This window comes from Microvirga sp. 17 mud 1-3, from assembly GCF_003151255.1.
GTDB lineage: Bacteria > Pseudomonadota > Alphaproteobacteria > Rhizobiales > Beijerinckiaceae > Microvirga.
In genome coordinates this window covers 2,340,861-2,360,938 of sequence record NZ_CP029481.1, presented here as the reverse complement: position 1 = coordinate 2,360,938, position 20,078 = coordinate 2,340,861, and the positions used below count along the sequence as shown (strand labels likewise).

Annotated in this window: 22 protein-coding genes; 13 read left to right on the top strand and 9 right to left on the bottom strand. The window is 62.5% G+C overall.

Annotation, left to right across the window (positions count from 1 at the left end; all coding sequences use genetic code 11):
- Window position 1 precedes the first annotated feature (1 nt).
- From C4E04_RS11255 to C4E04_RS11235, 5 genes are read right to left on the bottom strand one after another with little or no spacing between them, the layout of a single operon-like run.
- Complete coding sequence (locus C4E04_RS11255; RefSeq protein WP_109597564.1) at window positions 2-955, bottom strand: oligopeptide/dipeptide ABC transporter ATP-binding protein; 954 nt, start codon at window positions 953-955, stop codon at window positions 2-4.
- Window positions 952-1,770 (bottom strand): ABC transporter ATP-binding protein, encoded by an 819-nt coding sequence (locus tag C4E04_RS11250; protein WP_109597563.1) that lies wholly within the window; start codon window positions 1,768-1,770, stop codon window positions 952-954. The genes C4E04_RS11255 and C4E04_RS11250 overlap by 4 nt, the downstream gene beginning before the upstream one ends.
- On the bottom strand, window positions 1,767-2,648 hold the full coding sequence (locus tag C4E04_RS11245) for an ABC transporter permease (RefSeq protein WP_109597562.1): 882 nt from the start codon (window positions 2,646-2,648) through the stop codon (window positions 1,767-1,769). Before C4E04_RS11245 ends, C4E04_RS11250 begins: the two co-directional genes overlap by 4 nt.
- Complete coding sequence (locus C4E04_RS11240) at window positions 2,645-3,586, bottom strand: ABC transporter permease (protein WP_109597561.1); 942 nt, start codon at window positions 3,584-3,586, stop codon at window positions 2,645-2,647. Before C4E04_RS11240 ends, C4E04_RS11245 begins: the two co-directional genes overlap by 4 nt.
- A 39-nt stretch (window positions 3,587-3,625) precedes the next feature.
- Window positions 3,626-5,218 (bottom strand): ABC transporter substrate-binding protein, encoded by a 1,593-nt coding sequence (locus C4E04_RS11235; RefSeq protein ID WP_109597559.1) that lies wholly within the window; start codon window positions 5,216-5,218, stop codon window positions 3,626-3,628.
- A gap of 333 nt (window positions 5,219-5,551) precedes the next feature.
- Between C4E04_RS11235 and C4E04_RS11230 the strand changes: the two genes are divergently transcribed.
- From C4E04_RS11230 to C4E04_RS11205, 6 genes are all read left to right on the top strand, one after another.
- Window positions 5,552-6,370: an IclR family transcriptional regulator gene (locus C4E04_RS11230; protein WP_109597558.1), complete on the top strand. Its 819-nt coding sequence runs from the start codon at window positions 5,552-5,554 to the stop codon at window positions 6,368-6,370.
- Window positions 6,371-6,486: 116 nt separating this feature from the next.
- Window positions 6,487-7,149: an SRPBCC family protein gene (locus tag C4E04_RS11225; RefSeq protein WP_109597557.1), complete on the top strand. Its 663-nt coding sequence runs from the start codon at window positions 6,487-6,489 to the stop codon at window positions 7,147-7,149.
- Window positions 7,149-7,511, top strand: a complete 363-nt coding sequence (locus tag C4E04_RS11220; RefSeq protein ID WP_109597556.1) for a helix-turn-helix transcriptional regulator — start codon at window positions 7,149-7,151, stop codon at window positions 7,509-7,511. The genes C4E04_RS11225 and C4E04_RS11220 overlap by 1 nt, the downstream gene beginning before the upstream one ends.
- Window positions 7,511-8,209, top strand: coding sequence for a DNA alkylation repair protein (locus C4E04_RS11215; RefSeq protein WP_109597555.1), 699 nt, complete (start codon window positions 7,511-7,513; stop codon window positions 8,207-8,209). The genes C4E04_RS11220 and C4E04_RS11215 overlap by 1 nt, the downstream gene beginning before the upstream one ends.
- A 155-nt stretch (window positions 8,210-8,364) precedes the next feature.
- Window positions 8,365-8,724 carry an ArsC family reductase gene (locus tag C4E04_RS11210; protein WP_109597553.1) on the top strand — a complete coding sequence of 120 codons (360 nt, stop codon included), beginning with the start codon at window positions 8,365-8,367 and terminating at the stop codon, window positions 8,722-8,724.
- A gap of 21 nt (window positions 8,725-8,745) precedes the next feature.
- Window positions 8,746-9,492, top strand: coding sequence for a hypothetical protein (locus tag C4E04_RS11205; RefSeq protein WP_162559360.1), 747 nt, complete (start codon window positions 8,746-8,748; stop codon window positions 9,490-9,492).
- Window positions 9,493-9,503: 11 nt separating this feature from the next.
- Here the strand turns inward: C4E04_RS11205 and C4E04_RS11200 are convergent, their stop codons facing one another.
- Window positions 9,504-10,031, bottom strand: a complete 528-nt coding sequence (locus tag C4E04_RS11200) for a CoA-binding protein (RefSeq protein WP_109597551.1) — start codon at window positions 10,029-10,031, stop codon at window positions 9,504-9,506.
- Window positions 10,032-10,076: 45 nt separating this feature from the next.
- On the opposite strand from C4E04_RS11200, the gene C4E04_RS11195 reads away from it, so the two are divergent.
- Window positions 10,077-10,520 (top strand): PaaI family thioesterase, encoded by a 444-nt coding sequence (locus C4E04_RS11195; protein ID WP_109597550.1) that lies wholly within the window; start codon window positions 10,077-10,079, stop codon window positions 10,518-10,520.
- An 8-nt stretch (window positions 10,521-10,528) separates the two neighbouring features.
- Here C4E04_RS11195 and C4E04_RS11190 read toward each other — a convergent pair whose 3' ends face one another.
- Window positions 10,529-11,161, bottom strand: a complete 633-nt coding sequence (locus tag C4E04_RS11190; RefSeq protein WP_109597548.1) for a glutathione S-transferase family protein — start codon at window positions 11,159-11,161, stop codon at window positions 10,529-10,531.
- Between the two features lie 284 nt (window positions 11,162-11,445).
- On the opposite strand from C4E04_RS11190, the gene rplM reads away from it, so the two are divergent.
- From rplM to argC, 3 genes are all read left to right on the top strand, one after another.
- Window positions 11,446-11,910 carry a 50S ribosomal protein L13 gene (gene rplM / locus C4E04_RS11185; RefSeq protein ID WP_109597547.1) on the top strand — a complete coding sequence of 155 codons (465 nt, stop codon included), beginning with the start codon at window positions 11,446-11,448 and terminating at the stop codon, window positions 11,908-11,910.
- 2 nt (window positions 11,911-11,912) lie between these two features.
- Window positions 11,913-12,389: a 30S ribosomal protein S9 gene (rpsI, locus tag C4E04_RS11180; RefSeq protein WP_109597546.1), complete on the top strand. Its 477-nt coding sequence runs from the start codon at window positions 11,913-11,915 to the stop codon at window positions 12,387-12,389.
- Window positions 12,390-12,846: 457 nt separating this feature from the next.
- Window positions 12,847-13,806 carry an N-acetyl-gamma-glutamyl-phosphate reductase gene (gene argC, locus C4E04_RS11175; RefSeq protein ID WP_109597545.1) on the top strand — a complete coding sequence of 320 codons (960 nt, stop codon included), beginning with the start codon at window positions 12,847-12,849 and terminating at the stop codon, window positions 13,804-13,806.
- Here the strand turns inward: argC and C4E04_RS11170 are convergent.
- Window positions 13,798-14,694: a fumarylacetoacetate hydrolase family protein gene (locus C4E04_RS11170; protein ID WP_109597544.1), complete on the bottom strand. Its 897-nt coding sequence runs from the start codon at window positions 14,692-14,694 to the stop codon at window positions 13,798-13,800. The genes argC and C4E04_RS11170 overlap by 9 nt on opposite strands.
- A gap of 425 nt (window positions 14,695-15,119) precedes the next feature.
- Between C4E04_RS11170 and C4E04_RS11165 the strand changes: the two genes are divergently transcribed.
- Window positions 15,120-16,421, top strand: a complete 1,302-nt coding sequence (locus tag C4E04_RS11165; protein ID WP_245416082.1) for an OmpP1/FadL family transporter — start codon at window positions 15,120-15,122, stop codon at window positions 16,419-16,421.
- Window positions 16,422-16,488: 67 nt separating this feature from the next.
- On the opposite strand, the gene C4E04_RS11160 is transcribed toward C4E04_RS11165, so the two are convergent.
- The gene (locus tag C4E04_RS11160; protein WP_109597541.1) at window positions 16,489-18,294 is read right to left on the bottom strand and encodes an alpha/beta hydrolase; all 1,806 of its coding nucleotides are present in this window, start codon (window positions 18,292-18,294) and stop codon (window positions 16,489-16,491) included.
- A gap of 113 nt (window positions 18,295-18,407) precedes the next feature.
- Between C4E04_RS11160 and C4E04_RS11155 the strand changes: the two genes are divergently transcribed.
- A complete protein-coding gene (locus C4E04_RS11155) occupies window positions 18,408-18,812 on the top strand; it encodes a hypothetical protein (protein ID WP_109597540.1) in 405 nt (134 codons plus the stop codon).
- Window positions 18,813-18,852: 40 nt separating this feature from the next.
- A complete protein-coding gene (locus C4E04_RS11150; protein WP_109597539.1) occupies window positions 18,853-20,073 on the top strand; it encodes an LL-diaminopimelate aminotransferase in 1,221 nt (406 codons plus the stop codon).
- Window positions 20,074-20,078: the final 5 nt, after the last annotated feature.

Below are 20,078 nucleotides of genomic sequence, written 5' to 3'. Positions count from 1 at the left end.
CTCAGGCCGGCCGATAACGGCACGAGACGCCGTGGCCTGGCGCGATCTCGTGCCACGGGGCTGTGCCGGTTCCGGCATGAATTTCGCCGAGGGCGCATGTCTCGTCGGGACGGCCTGCCACCAGGACCGATGGATCGGGCGGCGTCATCTGAAGGCGCCGACGCTGCAGGGCGGGATCGAGCACCGGCGCGGAATCGAACAATATCTGCGTATACGGATGCGAAGGGTTGTCGTAGACTTGGGAAACCTCACCCTTTTCTACGATTTCTCCCCGGTACATCACGGCCACCTTGTGGCAGACCTCGCGCACGATGGCGAGGTCGTGTGCGATGAAGAGATAGGACAACTTGAGCTTCTCTTGAAGGGAGTGCAGTAGGGCGACGATCTGCGCCTGCGTGCGAACGTCGAGAGCCGAGACGGGCTCGTCGCAGACCACGAAGTCGGGATTGACCGCCAAAGCCCTGGCGATGACGATGCGCTGGCGCTGACCGCCGGAGAATGCGTGTGGATAGCGGTCCATCACGGACGGATCCATGCTGACGAGTTCCAACAGTTCCGCCACGCGCTCCCGATAGCGTGTTTTGGGCACCGCTTCGTGGACGATCAGGGGCTCCATGAGCGTCTGGGCAATCGTCATGCGCGGATGCAGGCTCGAATAGGGGTTCTGCAGGACGAACTGCATGTGGCGACGCATGCGCCGCAATTCCCCTTGCGGCATGGTGGTGAGTTCGCGTCCGCGCAGCTTGACCGATCCAGATGAGATCTTCTGGAGCTGGAGGACTGCTCGCCCCGTTGTTGTCTTTCCGGAACCCGATTGACCGACGAGGCCGAGAGTCTCGCCCGGCGCGATGTCGAACGATACGCCGTTGACGGCCATGAAGGCCGGATGGCGGCCCCGAGAAGGAAACGAGACCGACAAATCCTGTACGGAAACCAAGGGGGACACGACGGTCATGGCTCGGCTCCCTCGCGATGCAGGCGCGGAACGGCATCGAGCAGAGCCCGGGTGTACTCATGAGAAGGCGCCCGGAAAATTTCGTCGATGCCGGCCGTTTCGACGATTCTGCCGCCATACATGACGTTTACCCTTTCCACCATCCCGGCAACGACGCCGAAATCGTGCGTAATCAGCATCAGCGACATGCCCCTTTCTTCCCTCAGACGCAGCAGCAGGCGCAGGATCTGTGCCTGAACGGTGACGTCGAGAGCCGTGGTCGGCTCATCCGCGATCAGAAGGTCCGGATCGCAGGAAATCGCGATGGCAATAAGCGCCCGCTGGCGCATGCCGCCGGAGAACTGATGCGGATAATCGTCGATCCTTCGAGCAGGGAAGGGGATGCCGACCTGATCGAGCAGCTCGATTGCCCGCTCCCGGGCGGCTGGTCCCGACAGGCCGGTATGGCGGCGCAGCATGTCCTCGATCTGGGCGCCTACGGTGATGACCGGGTTGAGAGAAGTCATCGGATCCTGAAACACCATGGCGATGCGCCGCCCCCGGATGTTTCGCATGTCAGTTTCGCTTACGGCGAGAAGGTCCTGGCCGCAAAAATTTACCGATCCGCCTAAATCGACCCGCATGCCTTCAGGCGCGAGACGCATGATGGCGCGGGCCGTTACGCTCTTGCCGCAACCGGATTCCCCGATGAAGCCGACCGCCTCACCGCGCTTGATATCGAAGGTGATGCCCTTGACGGCCTCGACCGTCTGTTTGCGCGTGACGATGCGTGCCGTCAGGTCGCGCACACTCAAAATGGGTCCGTCCGCGGTCACCGGCTGCTCCCCACATCGAGAACTTCCCTCAACCCATTCGCAAGAATAATGAAGGTGAGCGTTGCAAAGACGATGGCAACAGCCGGGCCGACGACGGTCAACGGAGCAAGTTCCATGAACTGGCGCGCATCGGCCAGCATGCCACCCCAGTTAGGATCTGGCGGAGGCGGTCCGAGCCCAAGGAAGGACAGGGCCGTGACAGTGAAGATCGTCTGTGCCAGGGTAAGGCTCGTCGCGACAACAATGGGCGACACGACCATCGGCAGAACATGCCGAATGACGATCCGAAACTCACTCATGCCGATACTTCGGGCTGCCTCGACGTGATCCCATTTTTTGACGCTGAGCACTGGCGCTCGCACAACGCGGGACATGGCCGGCGTGTAGACGATGGCAATTGTCAGAATGAGGTTCGGCACTGTCGGCCCGAGGGCGGCAACGACCGCGATGGCAAGAAGGAAGACCGGGAAGGCGAAGACCACGTCCAGCACGCGCATGATCGCCTCGTCCACCCAGCCGCCGACATAGCCGCTGACGAGCCCGAGGACGAGCCCGGCGAGGAGAGCGAATGCGACAGCCGTGAAGGTAACAAAGAGGGTCGTGCGTCCACCGACGAGGATGCGGCTCAGCACATCACGGCCGATCGCGTCGGTTCCGAGCCAGTGCTGTGCGCTCGAGCCTTCCAGGGAATTGGGCGAAGTGGCAGAGGGGTCGTAAGGTGCAATCAAGGGAGCGAGAAGGGTCAACAGCACCAGGGCTGCCAGCATCACAAGCCCAAGGCCTAACAGCCATTGCCCAGCGCTGGGCCATATCCGGCGCGCTGCTGAAGGCGTGGCATCGGCCAGGGGGCGTTCGTTCGTGGTCGCAGCGTCGCTCATGCCTCCACCCTCGCATCCGCATGAGCGTAGGCAATGTCCGCCAATGTGTTGACGAGGACGACACAGGCGGCTGCGACGAGAACGATGGCCTGAATGACAGGGTAGTCGCGGCTCGTGATGGAATCGAATAGGTACTGACCCATTCCAGGTATGGCGAAAATCGTCTCCACGAGAATACTGCCCCCAAGGAGGGTTGCGACCTGTAGTCCCGTAACGGTGATGATGGGCGTCAAGGCGTTCCGCATCAGGTAGTTCCAGAGGATCGTCCGGGGCCGCAGACCCTTGGCGCGCGCGACCATCACGAAGTCCTGGTTCGACACCTCAAGCACGGCCGCCCGCGTATTTTCGGATATAGTGACCGAGATCGCGAGGGCCAGCGCAAGGGCGGGGAGGATCAGGCCGGTGACGTTTCCAATGGGGTTTTCGCGGAAGGGCACGTAGCCGAGGACAGCAAGTTCGGGAAAATAGAGGCCGACCAGAAGGACGATTAACGTGCCCACGACGAAGTTCGGTACGGCGAGGATGAACCCATTGTAGAGGCGTACGATCCAGTCCGCCGCTCCTCGAAGGCGCGCTGATGCGATGCCCGTGCCGACGCCCATGATAAGAGCGATGATGGCCGCGATGAAGGTGAGCTCGAGGGTCACCAGGAGGCGAGGCCACAACTCCTGGAGAACCGGCTGCCGCGTCACAAAGGATGTGCCGAAGTCGCCTTGCAGCGCAGCGCCCAACCAGGAGATGTATTGCTCGATCAGTGGGCGGTTGAGGCCGAGGTCTCGGCGCATCGCGTCCAGCACGTCCGGTTGGAGCATCTGAGCGCCGGCCGCTGCCAGGACGAAATCGCCCGGCAGGGCCCTCATGAGCATGAAGGCGACGAAGGAGACCCCAAGAAGGATCGCCCCCATCCACATCGACCGCACGAATATGACGCGCCTCATGACGCCGCTCCGGCGTGCAGGATAGTCATGGCCAAGGCGTCAGTCCTTCAGCCAAGTGGTCCGAACGTAGGAGCGGATGTTCGCCGCCAGTGGAACATAGCCCTCGACGTAATTCCACCAGATCTCCCAGCGCAGGGGGTACTGATAGATCTGTAGAATATAAGCCTGATCGGCGATGTGCTTCTGAATCGCGAGGTTCTTCTCCGCACGCTTGGTATTGTCCGTCTCGGCCCGTGCCTCGGCCATCATCCGATCAAGAGATTCGTCGGTGATGCCCATTGCCTTGCCGAATTTGCTCTGGGAATTGACGTACTGGAGGATGGCGTCGGAATCCGGCGTCCACGAAAGGGCGACGGACAACAGAGTCGGCCAGGTGCCTGCACTCCAATGGTTGAGGAGCGGCGCCGTCTCCATAGGCACAATCCGCACCTTGATACCGGCCGCCTGCCATTGCTGCTGAAGGATCTGTGCGCAGGCGACGTCGAGGGGATTGGCCGCAACGACGATGTATTCGCCGAGATCAATGCCATCCGGAAAGCCTGCTTCCGCCAGCAGCGCCTTGGCGGCTGCCGGATCGTGTTTGTAGTACGGCATTTCACCGACGCCGTCATAGCCGCCAACTTGGCTTTCCGGGATCATGGCGCCGACCTTGCCGGAGCCCCCGAGAACGGTCTGAAGGCAGGCCTGCCTGTCCGTCGCAAGGCTCAGTGCCCGGCGGACTCTGACATCATTGAGTGGCGGCGCCTTCATGTTGAGCCAGACCGGGAAGGTGCGGGAGGTCTGGCCCGGTGCCGAGACGAAGTCCTTGGAGGCGCGCGCCATCAGCGCCGCCACTTTGGGATCCTTCAGCCACGTCATGTCGATGGTCTTGGACCGCAGCGCGGAGGAGAGCGTTGCCTGGTCCTTGTAGAACTTGAACACGACCTTATCGAGATAGGGTTGCCCTTCCTCGAAGTAGTTCGGATTGCGCGCCAGCGTGAATTGCTGGTTGGGTTGATAGGACTCGAAGATGAATGGGCCGGTCCCGACCGGCTTGGTGGCCAGATCCTCGACCCCCTTCGGCACGATGGCACCGTCCGGGTTGCTCGCCAGATAGCTCAGGAATGCGGCATCGCGCGTCTTCAGCGTGAAGCGCACAGTGAAGGGATCGACGACCGTGACGTTCTCGATGCTGGCATATTGGGCGCGCAGGCGGCTCGCGGTAGCCGGATCGAGGATGCGGTCGAAGGTATATTTAACGTCCTCAGCCGTGAAGTCCTGGCCGTTGTGGAATTTCACGCCCTGGCGAAGTTTGAAGAGATAGGTCCGCTCGTCGGGCATCTCGTACCCAACGGCAAGATCCGGCTCCACCTGCATCTTCGCATTCCAGCGAAGAAGCCCGGAATAGAGAAGCGCCGTGAAATCGTTTGAGGAAAACGCCGTAACGGTCGTTGGGTCGAGGCCGATCGGATCTGCGTCGGCGCCAATCCGTAATGTGCCGCCACGTTTCGGCGCAGTACCTTCAGGAGCCGCCGCAAAGGCGGAAGGGCAGGCGGCCATGGCACCTCCGACCAGCAAGAGGCGGAGGAGATGGCGGCGATCGAGAGCGAACGCCGCGTCCGGCAGGGCCGTAAAATCCGTATCCTTCGTCACACGAGTTCCCCTTCTTGATTGGCGACAGCGCGGCCAGCGGAATGCGAAACAACGCGTCTCGCGCCCGAGGCCGAATGCCTGTGACGGATTTCTATCCGTCGTGACCATTTCTCGCGCATCGGCCGAAGCAACATATGCGCGAAACCCTCTGTTCAGAACGTCCCATATGGTGGAACGATTATTCTTGTTTTCTGTTCGAGGAAGATTAGGTTCAAACTGCCAGATGCGTCAATACATTCGTATGGAAGGTGTAGAGACTTCACGGCCCCTCCGTTTGGCTAGTCGATGATGCTCCCACAATATGGTATGACCTCGAAAGTGAAGGAGGGCTGCATGCAAGTGGTTCAGCGTGACGAAGGTGCTTCCGCAGATGATTCAAGAGCCGTTGGAGAAGCGCGCATTCAATCTATCGCGCGAGCAAAAGCTCTGCTCGACGTCATGGCTGATGGGGGGTGGGTGTCGCTGCGCGATCTCGCAGCGCGCACTGGGCTTGCGAAGACAACGGCCTTCAACCTCGTTAAGGCGCTGGTCGATACCGGGCTCGCCGAACGAAACACGCAAGCCGGCGCCTATCGCCTTAGCTTGCAGCACCTGGTCTATGGGCGCGCCGTCGAACGTCGGCTCGACGTCAGCGCCGTAGCCCGCCCGCACCTTATCGCCGTATGTACGCTCACGCGCGAGACCGTGAACCTTGCTCTGCCCGGCCCGGCCGATGCGGTGATCGTCGACAGCCTCGAAGGGAGCCACACTTTGCGCGTGTCGTCCTATTCGGGAACCCGAACTCCCTATCACTCCACCGCCTGCGGCCGCGCACTTCTGGCCTGGCAGCCCAAACCCTTCCGCCAGTTCATTTATGGCAACAGCACCCTGTCACCGTCCACACGGCACACCATCACCGATCCTGAAAGGCTCGAGGAGGTCCTTGAGCGCTGCCGCCGCGACGGCTGGACCGTGGAGATGGAAGAGAACGAGCTCGGGAGCGCCTGCATCGCCGCACCGATTTTCGGAGCGTCCGGAGAGGCGGTGGCCGCAGTTAGCATCGCCGGTCCCGCAGCGCGCTTCGACCCGGATACCATCGCCCGCTATGGCGAGGTCCTTCTCACCTACCTGCCACGCATTACGGCGGATCTTATTGGACCAACGGCTGCCTAATACGAATCGACTGGCGAGATGCGCTGTTCTGTTTGATGCTTCAGGGATGTATAAAAAGGCTTTACTTATATAAGCGATGGCTTTTAATATCCCCTGGGAAGACCGGGAAGAAAACAATGCATCTCGACGTCGCAAGCGTGCTTGGACTGGTCACGCGTTCCGTGCGTAATTTCGTGAAGGATGGGAAGCCAGCCTGCACCGTCACGCTGACACGTCTTTACGATACGGATATCGACGACCTGTGGGACGCCCTGACCAGCAAGGAACGTATCCCGCGATGGTTTTTGCCGGTTGAGGGTGATCTTCAATTAGGCGGAAGGTATCAGCTCAAGGGCAACGCGGGCGGAACCATCACGGCCTGCACGCCGCCGCGCCATTTTTCGGCGACATGGGAGTTCGGCGGCGGGACAAGCTGGATCGACGTCACGTTGGCGGCTGACAAGGGCCAGGCACGGATAACGCTGGAGCACACGGCAATCATCGAAGACCACTGGAACCAGTTCGGCCCCGGCGCGGTGGGGATCGGCTGGGACCTCGCCGCCATGGGTCTCGCGCGTTATCTGGAAACTGGATCGTCTATTGATCCGACGACCGCCGGGTCATGGATGGGTTCGCCCAACGGCAAGGACTTCATGAGGCAGAGCGGCGAGGCGTGGCGGGAAGCCCATGTTGCGAGCGGCGTTGACCCGGCTTCGGCAAAGGAGCGGTCGGACCGGACCATCGCTTTCTATCGCGGCGAGCTCCCACCGAACCTAGCGCATCCGGGCACAGGAAGCTGATGCACGCTTTCGAAGTCTTGGCAGACCCGGTGCGCCGCCGTATCCTCGAATTCCTCGGTTCGGGGGAGATGGCGTCTGGAGAAGTCGTAGAGGCGATTAGGGCCGAGTTCGGCATCACGCAGGCTGCCGTGTCGCAGCACCTCAAGGTGTTGCGGGAGAGTGGTTTTGCGCGAGTCCGCGCGGAGGCGCAAAGGCGTCTCTATTCGTTGGATGCTTCAGGCCTTCAGTCGGTCGATGCGTGGGTCGGTCAGTTCAGGAGTTTCTGGGAGCCGAAATTGGATGCGCTGGCCACGGAAATCGCACGTGGGAAACGGGAGCGGCGCAGTGCTCCTATGACCGGACGAGCCGGGAAAAGAGCCTGATGTCGTCGGAGCCTACGATCGCGGATGTCCTGCGCGAGCTTGCTGCGCTTGAAGACCCGAAAATTCGGGAGGCCAACGAACGCCGTGGCGACGACTATGGCGTGAACCTCACCCGCCTGCGCGGTTTAGCCGGCCGCCTCAAAGCCCAGCACCAACTTGCGCTCCAATTGTGGGCTGCTGGCGACACGGCCGGTCGGCTTCTCGCAACGTTGATATGCAGGCCAAAAGCCCTTTCGCCAGCTGATCTCGACGCGATGGTCCGAGACATTCGTTCGCCCAAGCTCCTCGACTGGTTCGTCGTGAACGTAGTCAGGGCCAGCTCCCATGCGGAGGCGCTTCGCCTGCGCTGGAAGGACGGCGATGATCTCCTCGGGCGCGCAGGCTGGAGCCTGACGACCGAAAGGGTTGTCAAGAAAGCGCGGGACCTCGACCTCGAAGCGCTGCTCGACCAGATCGAGAAGGAGATGAAGCAGGCGCCGATTTACAAGCAGTGGGCCATGAACCACTGCCTGGCCGAGATCGGTATCCGACACGCCCAACATCGCCAACGCGCCATCCGGATCGGTGAGCGGCTCGCGGTCCTGATCGACTATCCCGCCTCACCGGGCTGCACTCCGCCTTATGCGCCGATCTGGATCGCCGAGATGGTTCGCCGCAACGAGGAGACGCAGCGCCAAGGGCGCCGGACATCCGAATAATGTGCAAGTGTACCGAGCCTCAAGCCCCTAGGGCAGGGGCTTGGTCAGCGCCGTCGATATCAGAGCCTCCCACGTTTCGGCAGGGCGGTCGCGAGGGTCCTTCCGATCTCTGCTATAGGGTTCGCAGCATATAGATAGGTGAGTGAGGATAAGACATGACGCCTGAGCCGGCCGTGACACTCTATGGCATCAAGAACTGCGACACGGTGAAGAAGGCCCGCGCTTGGCTCGATGCCAAAGGTGTCGCCTATGCGTTTCACGACTACAAGGTCCAAGGGATAGAGCGGGCCCGTCTTGACGGCTGGGTGCGAAGGGTAGGGTGGGAGATTCTTCTGAACCGGGCCGGGACGACCTTCCGGAAGCTCTCGGAGGAAGACAGGAGCGATCTCGATGAGCAGAGGGCCGTTGCGCTCATGCTCGATCAACCGTCGATGATCAAACGCCCCGTGCTGGAACTCAAGGAAAGCCTTCTGGTCGGCTTCAAGCCGGACCTCTATGAAGAGGCGGTGAAGTAGAACACTATTCAGAGGGGCGCCATGGGCGGGGGATCTAAGATGAAGGCAGCCGGAATTCTGCTCCTGGGCCTGGTTTGGACTGGTCCGTCCTTTGCCGAAAGTGCCGGGTGCTTTCACTTCGGCTATGAGATCGAAAATCTTGAGGCGGCGAGCGCGGTATCACTCGCCAGGATCAATGATCGCTCGCCACGCGTGAACTTCGTGAAGCGCGAGGTCATCCAAAAGGGCTGTCCGAGCACCAGCGCAGCTTGCAAGGACAAGGCTTATCTCGTTCCCGGGGATGAAGTCGTCATCTCCGGCAGCCGAGGCGAATTCGTCTGCGCCAGTTATGCCGGCCGAACGGGTGCTCTAACGGAAGGTTGGCTGCCGCGGGATGCCATCTCTCCCGTGCAGGAGGCGCCGGTCGAACGACGGGAGGGCTGGATCGGGCAATGGCGGAGCGGCCCTGAGCAAACCATCGTCCTCGAAGGAGGCGCTGCGCAAAACAGCCTGAAGATCAAAGGCGATGCGACTTGGGGTGCATCCGATCCGGGACGGGTTGCCCGCGGCGCCGTCAATGTCGGCGAACTGGAGGGAGAAGCGCCTTTACGCGGATCCGCCCTTTCCTTCGGAATGGGCGAGAACGGGACGCTCCCCTATACGGAAGCCGATGAGTCCGATTGCCGGGTCCAGATGCGCCGCCTGGGTCCTTACCTGCTTGTGAAGGACAATAACATGTGCGGCGGGCACAATGTTACATTCACGGGAATTTACCGCCGGGCCCGTTGAAGGAAGAACGTCTAGCGTGGCCGGTTGAGGCTGAGCTTCTGGAAGCCTTTTCCGGCAAGGACCGGCTTTTTTGAGCTTAGCATGCGTGAATTGACGCCCTGCCAGGAAATCTCCCCTGAGAGACGGCCGAATTCGATCTTGGGGCAGCGGTCCATGACCACCTTCACGCCTTGGGCTTCGGCGCGTGCGGCCGCCTCGTCGTTGCGGACGGAGAGCTGCATCCAGATCACCTTCGGCAGGGGATCGAGGCTCAGGGCCTCGTCAGTGATCGGCCCGGCCGCGTCTGAATTGCGGAAGATCTCGACCATGTCGACCGGATGCGGAATATCGCGGAGGGACGCATAGGCCCTCTTGCCGAGCAGTTCCTGGCCGGCGAGGCCCGGATTGACCGGAACGACGTCGTAGCTCCGCTCAAGGAGATATTTCATCACGATCCAGCTCGGGCGGGCCGGGTTCGCGGAGGCACCGACGAGCGCGATGCTCTTCACACCCTGGAGGATGCCGCGGATATAATCGTTCGGATAATTGTCGTGATCCATGGCGGGACCGTATGGGAGACGACGGGGCAGTTCAATGGGGATCACATGTCGACGACATCCCACAAGCCGGTCATGACCCGCGAGGCGCTCAGCGCCTTTCTCGACAGCGAGTTTCCGCAGATCCACCATGGCGGCCGGACTTATCATGTCGAGGAGGTCGGCCCGCTCTATGCGCGCCTGCGCATGGATTACCATGAGCGGCATCTGCGCCCGGGCGGAACGCTCTCGGGCCCTTCAATGATGGGCCTCGCGGACCTCGCGCTTTATGCCGCAATCCTTGCCCAGATCGGTCCAGTGGCGCTCGCCGTCACTACGAGCCTGAACTTCAATTTCCTTCGGAAGCCTGAACCCCGTGCCCTGCTGGCCGAATCGCGCCTGCTCAAGCTCGGCAAGCGCCTGGCGGTCGGGGAGGTGGCCATGTTCTCGGAAGGCAGCACAGACATGGTGTGCCATGCGACGGGAACCTATTCGATTCCCGTGGCAGGATGACAAGGCCGTCACTCGGCGGGCTGTTTCGGCGTCAGCACGTCGTCAATCTCGCGGGCGCGGATCGCAGCCGGGCGGCCGGCGAGACGGGCCCAGTAGCGCTCGAAGGCCGGGCGCTTCTCCAGGGTGCCGAACATCATGCCCCAGCCGATCTGCGAACCCACATAGACATCCGCCGCCGTGAAGCTGTCGCCGGCGATATAGTCCGAAGTGGATACGGCGCTCTCCAGGGCGTTCACGGCGTCCGCCTCGGTGCCGTATCCGATCATGCGGCTGCGCTCCTGCGGCACCTGAAGGCCGAGCGCCTTATTGCTCAGCGCAGCCTCAAGTGGGCCGGCCGCGAAGAACATCCAGCGGTAATAGGGGGCCCGGCGCGGGTCGCCGTGGGGTGGAGCAAGACCAGCCTCCGGAAACGCATCGGCCAGATAGGCGCAGATGGCGGCCGCCTCGGTCACGACAGTCTCGCCGTGGCGAATGGCCGGTACTTTGCCCATCGGGTTGATCGCCAGGTACTCGGGCGCCTTCATGCCTGTGCCGAAGTCCAGAACCTCCGTGCGGTAAGGGCGGCCGAGTTCCTCGAGCATCCAGCGGGCGATCCGGCCTCTGGACATGGGGTTGGTATAGAAGACGATCTCGTCGCTCATGGCGGCCCCTTTTATATTGCGCCTGGCGATTATAAGGCTGCCGGCGAGCCTGTCATGACGGGATTCCGGACGATGTGGTGTTTTGATACCGCTGCAGCGGTATTTAAATACCGCCATCGAAAAACCCTTATAAAACAAGGGATTTTGGTCGATGAATGTCTCCGTTTTATGTTGACAGGTCGCCGAGGCACGCTTATTGAGCGCTCACCTGCCGCCGCATTCCGCAGCGGCTGTCGTTTTTGAAGAACCTGAGCCGTCATGGCTCCGCAACGGGAAACAGCGCAATGAAGACTACGACTTCGCTGAAGCCCGCCGAGGTCGAGAAGAAGTGGGTTGTGATCGACGCAGAGGGCCTTGTTGTGGGCCGCCTTGCCTCGATCGTTGCCATGCGCCTGCGTGGCAAGCACAAGGCGAGCTACACGCCCCACGTCGACTGCGGCGATAACGTCATCGTCATCAACGCCGAGAAGGTGGCGTTCACCGGCCGCAAGCGCGAGCAGAAGGTGTACTACCATCACACCGGTTATCCGGGCGGCATCAAGGAGCGGACCGCGAAGTTCATTCTCGACGGCCGCTTCCCTGAGCGCGTGGTCGAGAAGGCTGTGGAGCGCATGCTCCCCCGCGGCCCGCTTTTCCGCCAGATCATGGGCAACCTGCGCGTCTATGGTGGCGCTGAGCATCCGCATACTGCTCAGCAGCCGGAAGTGCTGGACGTCGCTGCCCTCAACAGCAAGAACGTGAGAGTCTAATCATGGCGACCCTCCAGTCTCTCGCCGATCTGGGCCAGAGCGCCCAGACCGCCGCTCCGGAAGCTCCGAAGCATGTCCAGAAGCTCGACGCCCAGGGCCGCGCCTATGCGACCGGCAAGCGTAAGGACGCCGTCGCTCGCGTGTGGATCAAGCCGGGCTCCGGCAAGATCGTCGTGAACGACCGCGCCGTCGAGGTTTACTTCGCCCGCCCGGTGCTGCGCATGATCCTCGCGCAGCCGCTCCAGATCGCCAACCGTGACGGCCAGTACGACATCGTCGTCAACGTCAACGGCGGCGGCCTGTCCGGCCAGGCTGGCGCTGTCCGCCACGGCCTTGCCAAGGCGCTGACCTACTATGAGCCTGAGCTTCGCGGCCCGCTCAAGAAGGAAGGCTTCCTGACCCGCGACGCCCGTGTGGTCGAGCGTAAGAAGTACGGCAAGGCCAAGGCCCGCCGCAGCTTCCAGTTCTCGAAGCGCTAAGCTTCGCCACACCGGAAATTTCGAAAGGGCGGCTTCGGCCGCCCTTTTTTCGTTGGGCGGGCCGAGGGTCTGCTTCCTCGTCATTCCGGGGCCGCGCAGCGGAGCCCGGATCCCAACCACCAGTGTTTCAGAACGAAGAGCTGCGGCAGCCGCTGTGCTTTATCCTACACCGTCAGTGGTTATGGGTTCCGGGCCTGGTCCTGCGGACCATCCCGGAATGAAGTGGCTCTGACCGTCACGCTTATTGACAGGACAAGCGTTCCAACGCATGTGTTGGGTATGATCGACCGGATTCAGACCCGCCGACGTTTCTCGAACGCTCCCGCCGCGCGAGCGCGATGACGGCCGTCCAGGTCCGATTGCGAGCCGCGCCAAGTGCGCGGCTTTTTGTTTTCTCCTCCATGACATCCCCTATATCAGCGGCCTGACGGGCTAAAACGGATCCACGGTAGCGACCATGACGACATCTACAGCAGCGCTCGACACACGGACCAAGACCGTTTTCATCGACGGGGAGGCGGGTACTACGGGCCTCGGCATCCGGGATCGCCTCAAGGGTGAGCCGGGCATCGCGATCAGGAGCATCGCTCCCGAGCGGCGCAAGGACCCGGAGGCCAAGCGGGCGATTCTCGGCGAGGTCGATCTCGTGGTGCTCTGCCTGCACGACGACGCGGCCCGCGAAACCGTCGCTCTGGTCGACGCTCTGGAGGGCCACAAGCCCAAGATCGTGGATGCCAGCACCGCCCACCGGGTCAGCCCCGGCTGGGTTTACGGATTCGCGGAACTCGCGCCCTCGCAGAAGGATGCGATTATCGCTGCTGACCGGGTCGCCAATCCGGGGTGCTATCCCACAGGCGCCATCGCGCTCATTCGCCCGCTGGTCGATGCCGGGCTGATCCCGGCGGACTATCCGATCAGCGTCAATGCGGTGAGCGGCTATAGCGGCGGCGGGCGGGGGATGATCGAGGCTTATGAGGCTGGTACGGCCCCAGCCTTCGAGCTTTACGGCCTGGGCTTCGAGCACAAGCACGTGCCTGAGCTGCAGAAATATACGGGCCTGACGCGGCGGCCGATCTTCATTCCGTCGGTGGGCAATTTCCGTCAGGGAATGTTGGTGAGCGTGCCGCTCCACTTGGAGATGCTGCCTGGAAAGCCGAAGGCAGAGGACCTCGAGGCGGCCCTTGTCCGCTGGTATGAGGGCAGCGCCTTCGTGACCGTGGTGCCGACCCATTCGGCGGACAAGCGCATAGAGCGGATCGAGCCGGAGGCGCTGAACGACACCAACCGCATGGAGCTACGGGTGTTCCGGCACGAGGCCTATGGCCACGCGGTCCTGGTGGCGCGCCTCGACAACCTCGGTAAGGGGGCGTCGGGCGCGGCCGTTCAGAACATCAAGCTGATGCTCGGCCTAAGCTGAGGCCGAGCGCTCCCGCACGGGGAGGCTGGTGTCGGAGGCGTGCTCCTCGTAAGCCAGCACCCTCTGGCGCTGCTCGCCGAGGCCATCGATACCGAGGCTCACCGTGTCGCCGGACTTCAAGTAGCGCGGCGGCTTCATGCCCATGCCGACACCCGGGGGCGTGCCCGTCGTAATGACGTCGCCGGGTTCCAGAATCATGAAGTGGGACACGTAGGACACAATCTGGGCCACGTCGAAGATCATCGTCTTGGTCGAGCCCGTCTGCATCCGCTCGCCATTCACGTCGAGCCACATGCCCAGGTTCTGCGGGTCCGGGATTTCGTCCCGGGTTACCAGCCAGGGGCCGAGCGGGCCGAAGGTCGGGCAGCCTTTCCCTTTGGTCCAGGTGCCGCCGCGTTCGAGCTGATACTCGCGTTCCGACACGTCGTTGCAGACGCAGTAGCCGGCCACGAAGTCCAGGGCCTCGTTGGCGCCCACATAGGATGCGCGCTCGCCGATCACGATGGCGAGCTCGACCTCCCAGTCGGTCTTCTGCGATCCGCGCGGAATGATCACGTCGTCGTTCGGGCCGACGATGCACGACGGAGCCTTGTTGAAGACAATGGGCTCCGCCGGAATGGGAGCACCGGTCTCGGCCGCGTGGTCGGCATAATTCAGGCCGATGGCGATGAAATTGCCTACCCGGCCCACACAGGCGCCGAGCCGCTGCCCGGCCGGAACGACGGGAAGACCTGCGGGATCGAGCCCGCGCAGCTTTTCCAGGCTCTTCGTGCTCAGAGCGTCGCCCGCAACGTCCGGAATGACCGACGAAAGATCCCGAAGCGTCCCCTGCGCATCGATCAGGCCCGGCTTCTCCTGCCCGGCTTGTCCATATCTCACCAGCTTCATCGGAATATCCCCTTGTTTATGGCGCGGGCCCATATGGTCCCATTTGCCGGCGGGGTGCAACGCCCTGAGTAACGGCCCGGGCGCGGCCTTCGCGAGCGACACGGAATTGTTGCCGTTTTGTCACGCGCGTCGAGGAAGTGCACGGCGATCGAATGTTTCAGAGTTTCATGTGCATGTCCGAGATCAGAGTCTCTACTCACTTGTTTACATGTGAACGATATTGACGACTTGGGGTTTGGAAGTGAACGCTAAGTAAGCCCGCTGTTGTTTGCAGTAATGATGAAAAATATCGGGGGACGTTGCGGCGCCTGTCAGGAACTCGTTAACCGATTGCGGCAGAATTAAAGCATTGGCAGAGTAAGGCCCAAGGCGGGAGGATTCTTCCGCATCAGACACAATAATCCATGCTAGGGCAGGAATTTCTTATGCGCTTCAATCGATCGTTGATCCTGGCCGCGGTCTCTCTTGCGGCTCTCGTGTCGGCTCAGGGTGGGGCCCAGGCCGGCGGATTCGCGCTGCGCGAGCAGAGCGCGACCGGGCAGGGCGCATCCTTCGCGGGCGTGGCGGCCGGTTCAGCCGGCGTGTCGTCCATGTACTGGAACCCGGCCACGATCACCATGGCGCCGGGCTGGCAAAGCGAGTTCCACGGAACCGCCATCATTCCCGAATCCAAGGTCACGCCGCTATACACGATCCCCGCTGGCCTCGCGGCTTTGGGCCCGTCGGGCGATATCGGGCTCGATGCGGTCATCGCGTCCAGCTACACCAGCTATCAGATCAACGACCAGCTCTGGGTCGGCTTCTATAGCGGCGCGCCTTTCGGCCTTGTGACCAAGCCGAATCCCACCTGGGCCGGCCAGCTCTATGCGCGTACGACCTCGGTGTTCTCGTTCGAGGCCATGCCGACGGTCGCCTACAAGGTGAACGACTGGCTGTCGATCGGTGCAGGCGTGCGTGCACAGTACTTCAAGGTGCGCTACTTCTCGGCCACCGCTGCGACGCCTTTTGCGCCCTCGGCCGGTCTCGAGGGTGACAACTGGGGCTTCGGCTACTCCCTCGGCGCCACGCTGACGCCTTTCGCCGGCACCTCGATCGGTATCGGCTTCCGCTCGGCGGTCGAGCAGAAGCTCGATGGCTCGTTCCAGCATTTCGGCATTCCGATCAAGGCCAACCTGATGCTGCCGGAATCCGTGTCCGTGGGCCTCAGCCAGCGGATCACCGACGCCTTCACGCTCAATGCTTCGGCCGAGTGGACCAACTGGAGCCGCCTCGGCTTCCCGCGGGTCACGAACGCTCTGACGGGCGGCTTCCTTGCCTCGTCGCCGTATCTGCCGCTCGACTACAAGGACGGCTGGTTCTTCTCCGTGGGCGGCGAGTACCGCGTGAACCCGGCCTGGACCCTGCGCGCCGGCCTCGGCTACGAAATCGCTCCGATCGATCTCGAAAACCGCAATCCCCGCCTGCCCGATTCCGACCGCGTGTGGCTCTCCGTCGGCACCACCTACAACTGGAGCGATCAGCTCTCGTTCGACCTGGCCTATACGCACATCTTCTCGGTCGGGAACACGGACATCAATATCGCTCCGGGCAACCCGATCTTCCCGACCCGCGGGATCGTATTCGCGGCGGATGTGGACTCGCAGGTCGACATCATCTCGGCGTCCGTCAAGTATCGCTGGGACAATCCGGCAAAGGCCATTCCGGCCCCGATCGTCCGCAAGTACTGAGACCCGGGATCTCCAACGAAAAGGCCGGCGTGAAGCCGGCCTTTTTCATTGAGGGACACCGTGAGCGTCAGGATTTGACGAGTACATAGGTTCCCGGCGCGTCGCAGAGCGCAGGGAGCTTGCCGCCTCCCGGTTCCCGGGCGCGCACCTTGCGGGGGGCCTGCTTCTCGATCCACGAAAACCAGTAAGGCCACCAAGTCCCGGGATTTTCGGTCGCGCCCGCCACCCAATCGTTCAGATCGCCTTCGGTGGGGCCGTTCGTCCAGTACTGGTATTTAGGCTTCGCCACCGGATTGACGACGCCTGCGATGTGGCCCGAGCCCGCCAGCACATACTCCACCGGCCCGCCAAACGCTTTTGAGCCTACGAAGACGGAGCGCGCCGGTGCGATGTGGTCTTCCTTGGTGGCGAGGTTGAAGATCGGGATCTTCACCTTCTTCAGGTCGAGCCTGACGCCGCCGATCTCCATCTCGCCCCGTGACAACCGGTTCTCCAGGTAGCAGTTGCGGAGATAGAAGGCGTGGTTCGCCGCGGGCATGCGGGTGGAATCGGAATTCCAGTAGAGCAGGTCGAACGGGAAGGGCGCATGGCCCTTCAGATACACGTTCACCACATAGGGCCAGATCAGGTCGTTGGGGCGCAGCATGTTGAACGCGTTCGCCATGTGGGAGCCTTCCAGGTAGCCCCGGCGCTTCATGCTGGCCTCAAGGGCGCTCACCCGATCCTTATCGGCGAAGATCTTCAGGTCGCCCGCATGGGCGAAGTCAACCTGCGCGGTGAAGAAGGTGGCGCTGGCGATCCGTGCATCCTTCTTGGCAGCCATATAGGCGAGGGTGGTGGCCAAGAGGGTGCCGCCGACGCAATAGCCGATCGCCGTCACCTTCTTCTCGCCGATGGCGGCCTCGATGGCGTCGAGCGCCGCGAAGATGCCCTCGCGCATGTAGTGCTCAAAGCCCTTGTCGGCATGTTCCGGCCCCGGATTGACCCAGGAAATGCAGAACACCGTAAGTCCCTGCGACACCGCCCAGCGGATGAAGCTCTTTTCCGGATTGAGATCGAGGATGTAGAACTTGTTGATCCAGGGCGGCACGATCAGAAGAGGGCGCTTGAGCACCGTCTCGGTCGTGGGCGCGTACTGGATCAACTCCATCAGGTCGTTGCGGAAGATCACCTTGCCGGGCGTCGTCGCCATGTTGACGCCGACCTTGAAACGCGTTGGGTCCGAGTGGCGGATCCTAAGCTCGCCGCCTCCGGCCTCAATGTCTTCGGCCAGCATCTCCATCCCGCGCACCAGGTTGGCGCCGTTATTGCGCAAGGTCTCGCGCAGTAATTCGGGATTGGTCAGAAGGAAATTGGAAGGCGAGAGGGCGCTTGCGAGCTGCCTGAGATAGAACTGCGCCTTGTGTCGCGTGTGGTCGTCCACGCCCTCGGCGTGCTCGACCAAGCCCTCGGCCCAGCGTGACGTGATGAGATAGGCCTGCTTCAGGAAATCGAAGACGGGGTTCTCGGACCATTCCGGATCCTGAAAGCGGCTGTCCTTCGGATCGGGCTGCACCACCGGTTCGGCCTGCTCCCCTTGGGCGCGCCTGAGGGTGGTGGACCAAAGATCGAGAAACTGCGCTCCCAGTCGGGATTGGGCCTCGAGCGCCTTGTGCGGATCGGTCATCCAGGCTTCCGCGATATGCCCGAAGGATCGGACCGCTTCCGCGGCCTCCTCGGCGAAGCCGGACCGGCTCTGGCCTTCCGTCAGGGGCTTGAGATAGGCGGCGGTCGCTTTGCCGGCTCCCTCCAGGAGCAATGTCAGGTTGCGGGACAGTTCATCGAAATCCGGCGCAACAGTCGACGCGTTGTCATCCCCAGGCGGTTTGTCCATAAGGCATTCTCCCGGCCGATTTCGCTACCATTGCTCATATGCCGCATTTCCGACATTTTAGCGATTGAGCCATCATACCATTCAGAGCCATCGCGTTGTTCTCGGAATTTAGAATGAACTTTCCATCTGCCCCTTCGGTTCGCGCCATCCTGGTCGGTTGTGCCATCCTGGCGTCTGCCGTAACGGCAGGATGCAGCGGCAACCCGACGGGGGATTTCCTGGAATCCAGCGGGCTGGCCCCGAAAACGGCGCCGCGGCCGGATTTCGTGGCCGCGTCGCGGCCGCAATCTCTCGATTACATCCCCATCGGCACGCCGCAGCAGGGGCGGCCGACTGCCGCGAAAACCACCGACGAGGTCAAGGCCGCCGAGGCGGAGCTCGATGCCCTGCGGGCGCAGAACCAGACCCGGGGCGAGGCCGCCGCACAACTCGGCGGGACGCCCGCCCCAGAGCCGGTGGCCATGCCGACGACAGCCTCCGCCAAGCCGCAGAAGGGTAAAAAGAAGACGACGCCCTGACGGCCGATTTTCCAAACAAGACCTGCTCGAGAACCGAACCATGCCCGATTTTTACCGCATCAAGCGCCTTCCCCCTTACGTCTTCGAGCAGGTCAACCGCATCAAAGCCGCCGCCCGGGCCAACGGCGCCGACATCATCGATCTGGGCATGGGCAACCCTGACCTGCCGGCGCCCCAGCATGTCATCGACAAGCTCGTCGAGACCGTCGGCAAGCCCCGCACGGACCGCTATTCGGCCTCGAAGGGCATCACGGGCCTGCGCCGGGCCCAGGCGGCCTATTACGAGCGCCGCTTCGGCGTGAAGCTCAACCCGGACACCCAAGTGGTCGCCACCCTGGGCTCCAAGGAGGGCTTCGCCAACATGGCCCAGGCCATCACCGAGCCGGGTGATGTGGTGCTGGTGCCGAACCCGAGCTATCCGATTCATGCCTTTGGCTTCCTGATGGCGGGCGGTGTCATCCGCTCCGTTCCGGCCGAGCCCACACCCGCCTTTTTCCCGGCCGCTGAGCGGGCCGTCATGCATTCCATTCCGAAGCCGGTGGCGCTCGTGGTCTGCTATCCGTCGAACCCGACCGCCTATGTGGCCTCCCTTGATTTCTACCGGGACCTCGTCGCCTTCGCGAAGAAGCACGACCTCATCCTGCTGTCCGATCTCGCCTATTCGGAAGTCTATTTCGACGAGAGCAACCCGCCGCCCTCGATTCTCCAGGTGCCGGGGGCCATCGATGTGGCGGTCGAGTTCACGTCCATGTCCAAGACCTTCTCGATGGCCGGCTGGCGCATCGGCTTCGCGGTCGGCAACGAACGGCTGCTGGCGGCCCTGGCACGGGTGAAATCCTATCTCGATTATGGTGCCTTCACGCCTGTCCAGGTGGCCGCGACCGCGGCGCTCAACGGCCCGGACGACTGCATCCGCGAGATGCGCGCCACCTACAAGCGCCGCCGCGACGTGATGGTCGAATCCTTCGCCAAAGCGGGCTGGCAGGTGCCGGAGCCCACGGCCTCCATGTTCGCCTGGGTGCAGATCCCGGAAAAATTCCGGTCCCTGGGCAGCCTGGAATTCTCGAAGCTCCTGGTTGAGAAAGCCGACGTGGCGGTGGCGCCGGGAATCGGCTTCGGCGAGCATGGGGACGACTATGTCCGCATCGCCCTCGTGGAGAACGAGCAGCGCATCCGTCAGGCAGCCCGCAACATCCGCCGTTTCTTCGACACAGCGGACGATACGCTCCACAACGTGGTGCCGATGACCAGGGCGGGGTAGGGGCC

Coding starts and splice junctions, on each gene's coding strand:
- C4E04_RS11150 (WP_109597539.1), top strand. CDS start 18,853: ATGCCCGATTTTTACCGCATCAAGCGCCTTCCCCCTTACGTCTTCGAG.
- rplM (WP_109597547.1), top strand. CDS start 11,446: ATGAAGACTACGACTTCGCTGAAGCCCGCCGAGGTCGAGAAGAAGTGG.
- C4E04_RS11210 (WP_109597553.1), top strand. CDS start 8,365: ATGACGCCTGAGCCGGCCGTGACACTCTATGGCATCAAGAACTGCGAC.
- argC (WP_109597545.1), top strand. CDS start 12,847: ATGACGACATCTACAGCAGCGCTCGACACACGGACCAAGACCGTTTTC.
- C4E04_RS11200 (WP_109597551.1), bottom strand. CDS start 10,031: ATGGATCACGACAATTATCCGAACGATTATATCCGCGGCATCCTCCAG.
- C4E04_RS11195 (WP_109597550.1), top strand. CDS start 10,077: ATGTCGACGACATCCCACAAGCCGGTCATGACCCGCGAGGCGCTCAGC.
- C4E04_RS11170 (WP_109597544.1), bottom strand. CDS start 14,694: ATGAAGCTGGTGAGATATGGACAAGCCGGGCAGGAGAAGCCGGGCCTG.
- C4E04_RS11205 (WP_162559360.1), top strand. CDS start 8,746: ATGGGCGGGGGATCTAAGATGAAGGCAGCCGGAATTCTGCTCCTGGGC.
- C4E04_RS11190 (WP_109597548.1), bottom strand. CDS start 11,161: ATGAGCGACGAGATCGTCTTCTATACCAACCCCATGTCCAGAGGCCGG.
- C4E04_RS11165 (WP_245416082.1), top strand. CDS start 15,120: ATGCGCTTCAATCGATCGTTGATCCTGGCCGCGGTCTCTCTTGCGGCT.
- C4E04_RS11220 (WP_109597556.1), top strand. CDS start 7,149: ATGCACGCTTTCGAAGTCTTGGCAGACCCGGTGCGCCGCCGTATCCTC.
- C4E04_RS11255 (WP_109597564.1), bottom strand. CDS start 955: ATGACCGTCGTGTCCCCCTTGGTTTCCGTACAGGATTTGTCGGTCTCG.
- C4E04_RS11160 (WP_109597541.1), bottom strand. CDS start 18,294: ATGGACAAACCGCCTGGGGATGACAACGCGTCGACTGTTGCGCCGGAT.
- C4E04_RS11155 (WP_109597540.1), top strand. CDS start 18,408: ATGAACTTTCCATCTGCCCCTTCGGTTCGCGCCATCCTGGTCGGTTGT.
- rpsI (WP_109597546.1), top strand. CDS start 11,913: ATGGCGACCCTCCAGTCTCTCGCCGATCTGGGCCAGAGCGCCCAGACC.
- C4E04_RS11245 (WP_109597562.1), bottom strand. CDS start 2,648: ATGAGCGACGCTGCGACCACGAACGAACGCCCCCTGGCCGATGCCACG.
- C4E04_RS11215 (WP_109597555.1), top strand. CDS start 7,511: ATGTCGTCGGAGCCTACGATCGCGGATGTCCTGCGCGAGCTTGCTGCG.
- C4E04_RS11225 (WP_109597557.1), top strand. CDS start 6,487: ATGCATCTCGACGTCGCAAGCGTGCTTGGACTGGTCACGCGTTCCGTG.
- C4E04_RS11230 (WP_109597558.1), top strand. CDS start 5,552: ATGCAAGTGGTTCAGCGTGACGAAGGTGCTTCCGCAGATGATTCAAGA.
- C4E04_RS11240 (WP_109597561.1), bottom strand. CDS start 3,586: ATGAGGCGCGTCATATTCGTGCGGTCGATGTGGATGGGGGCGATCCTT.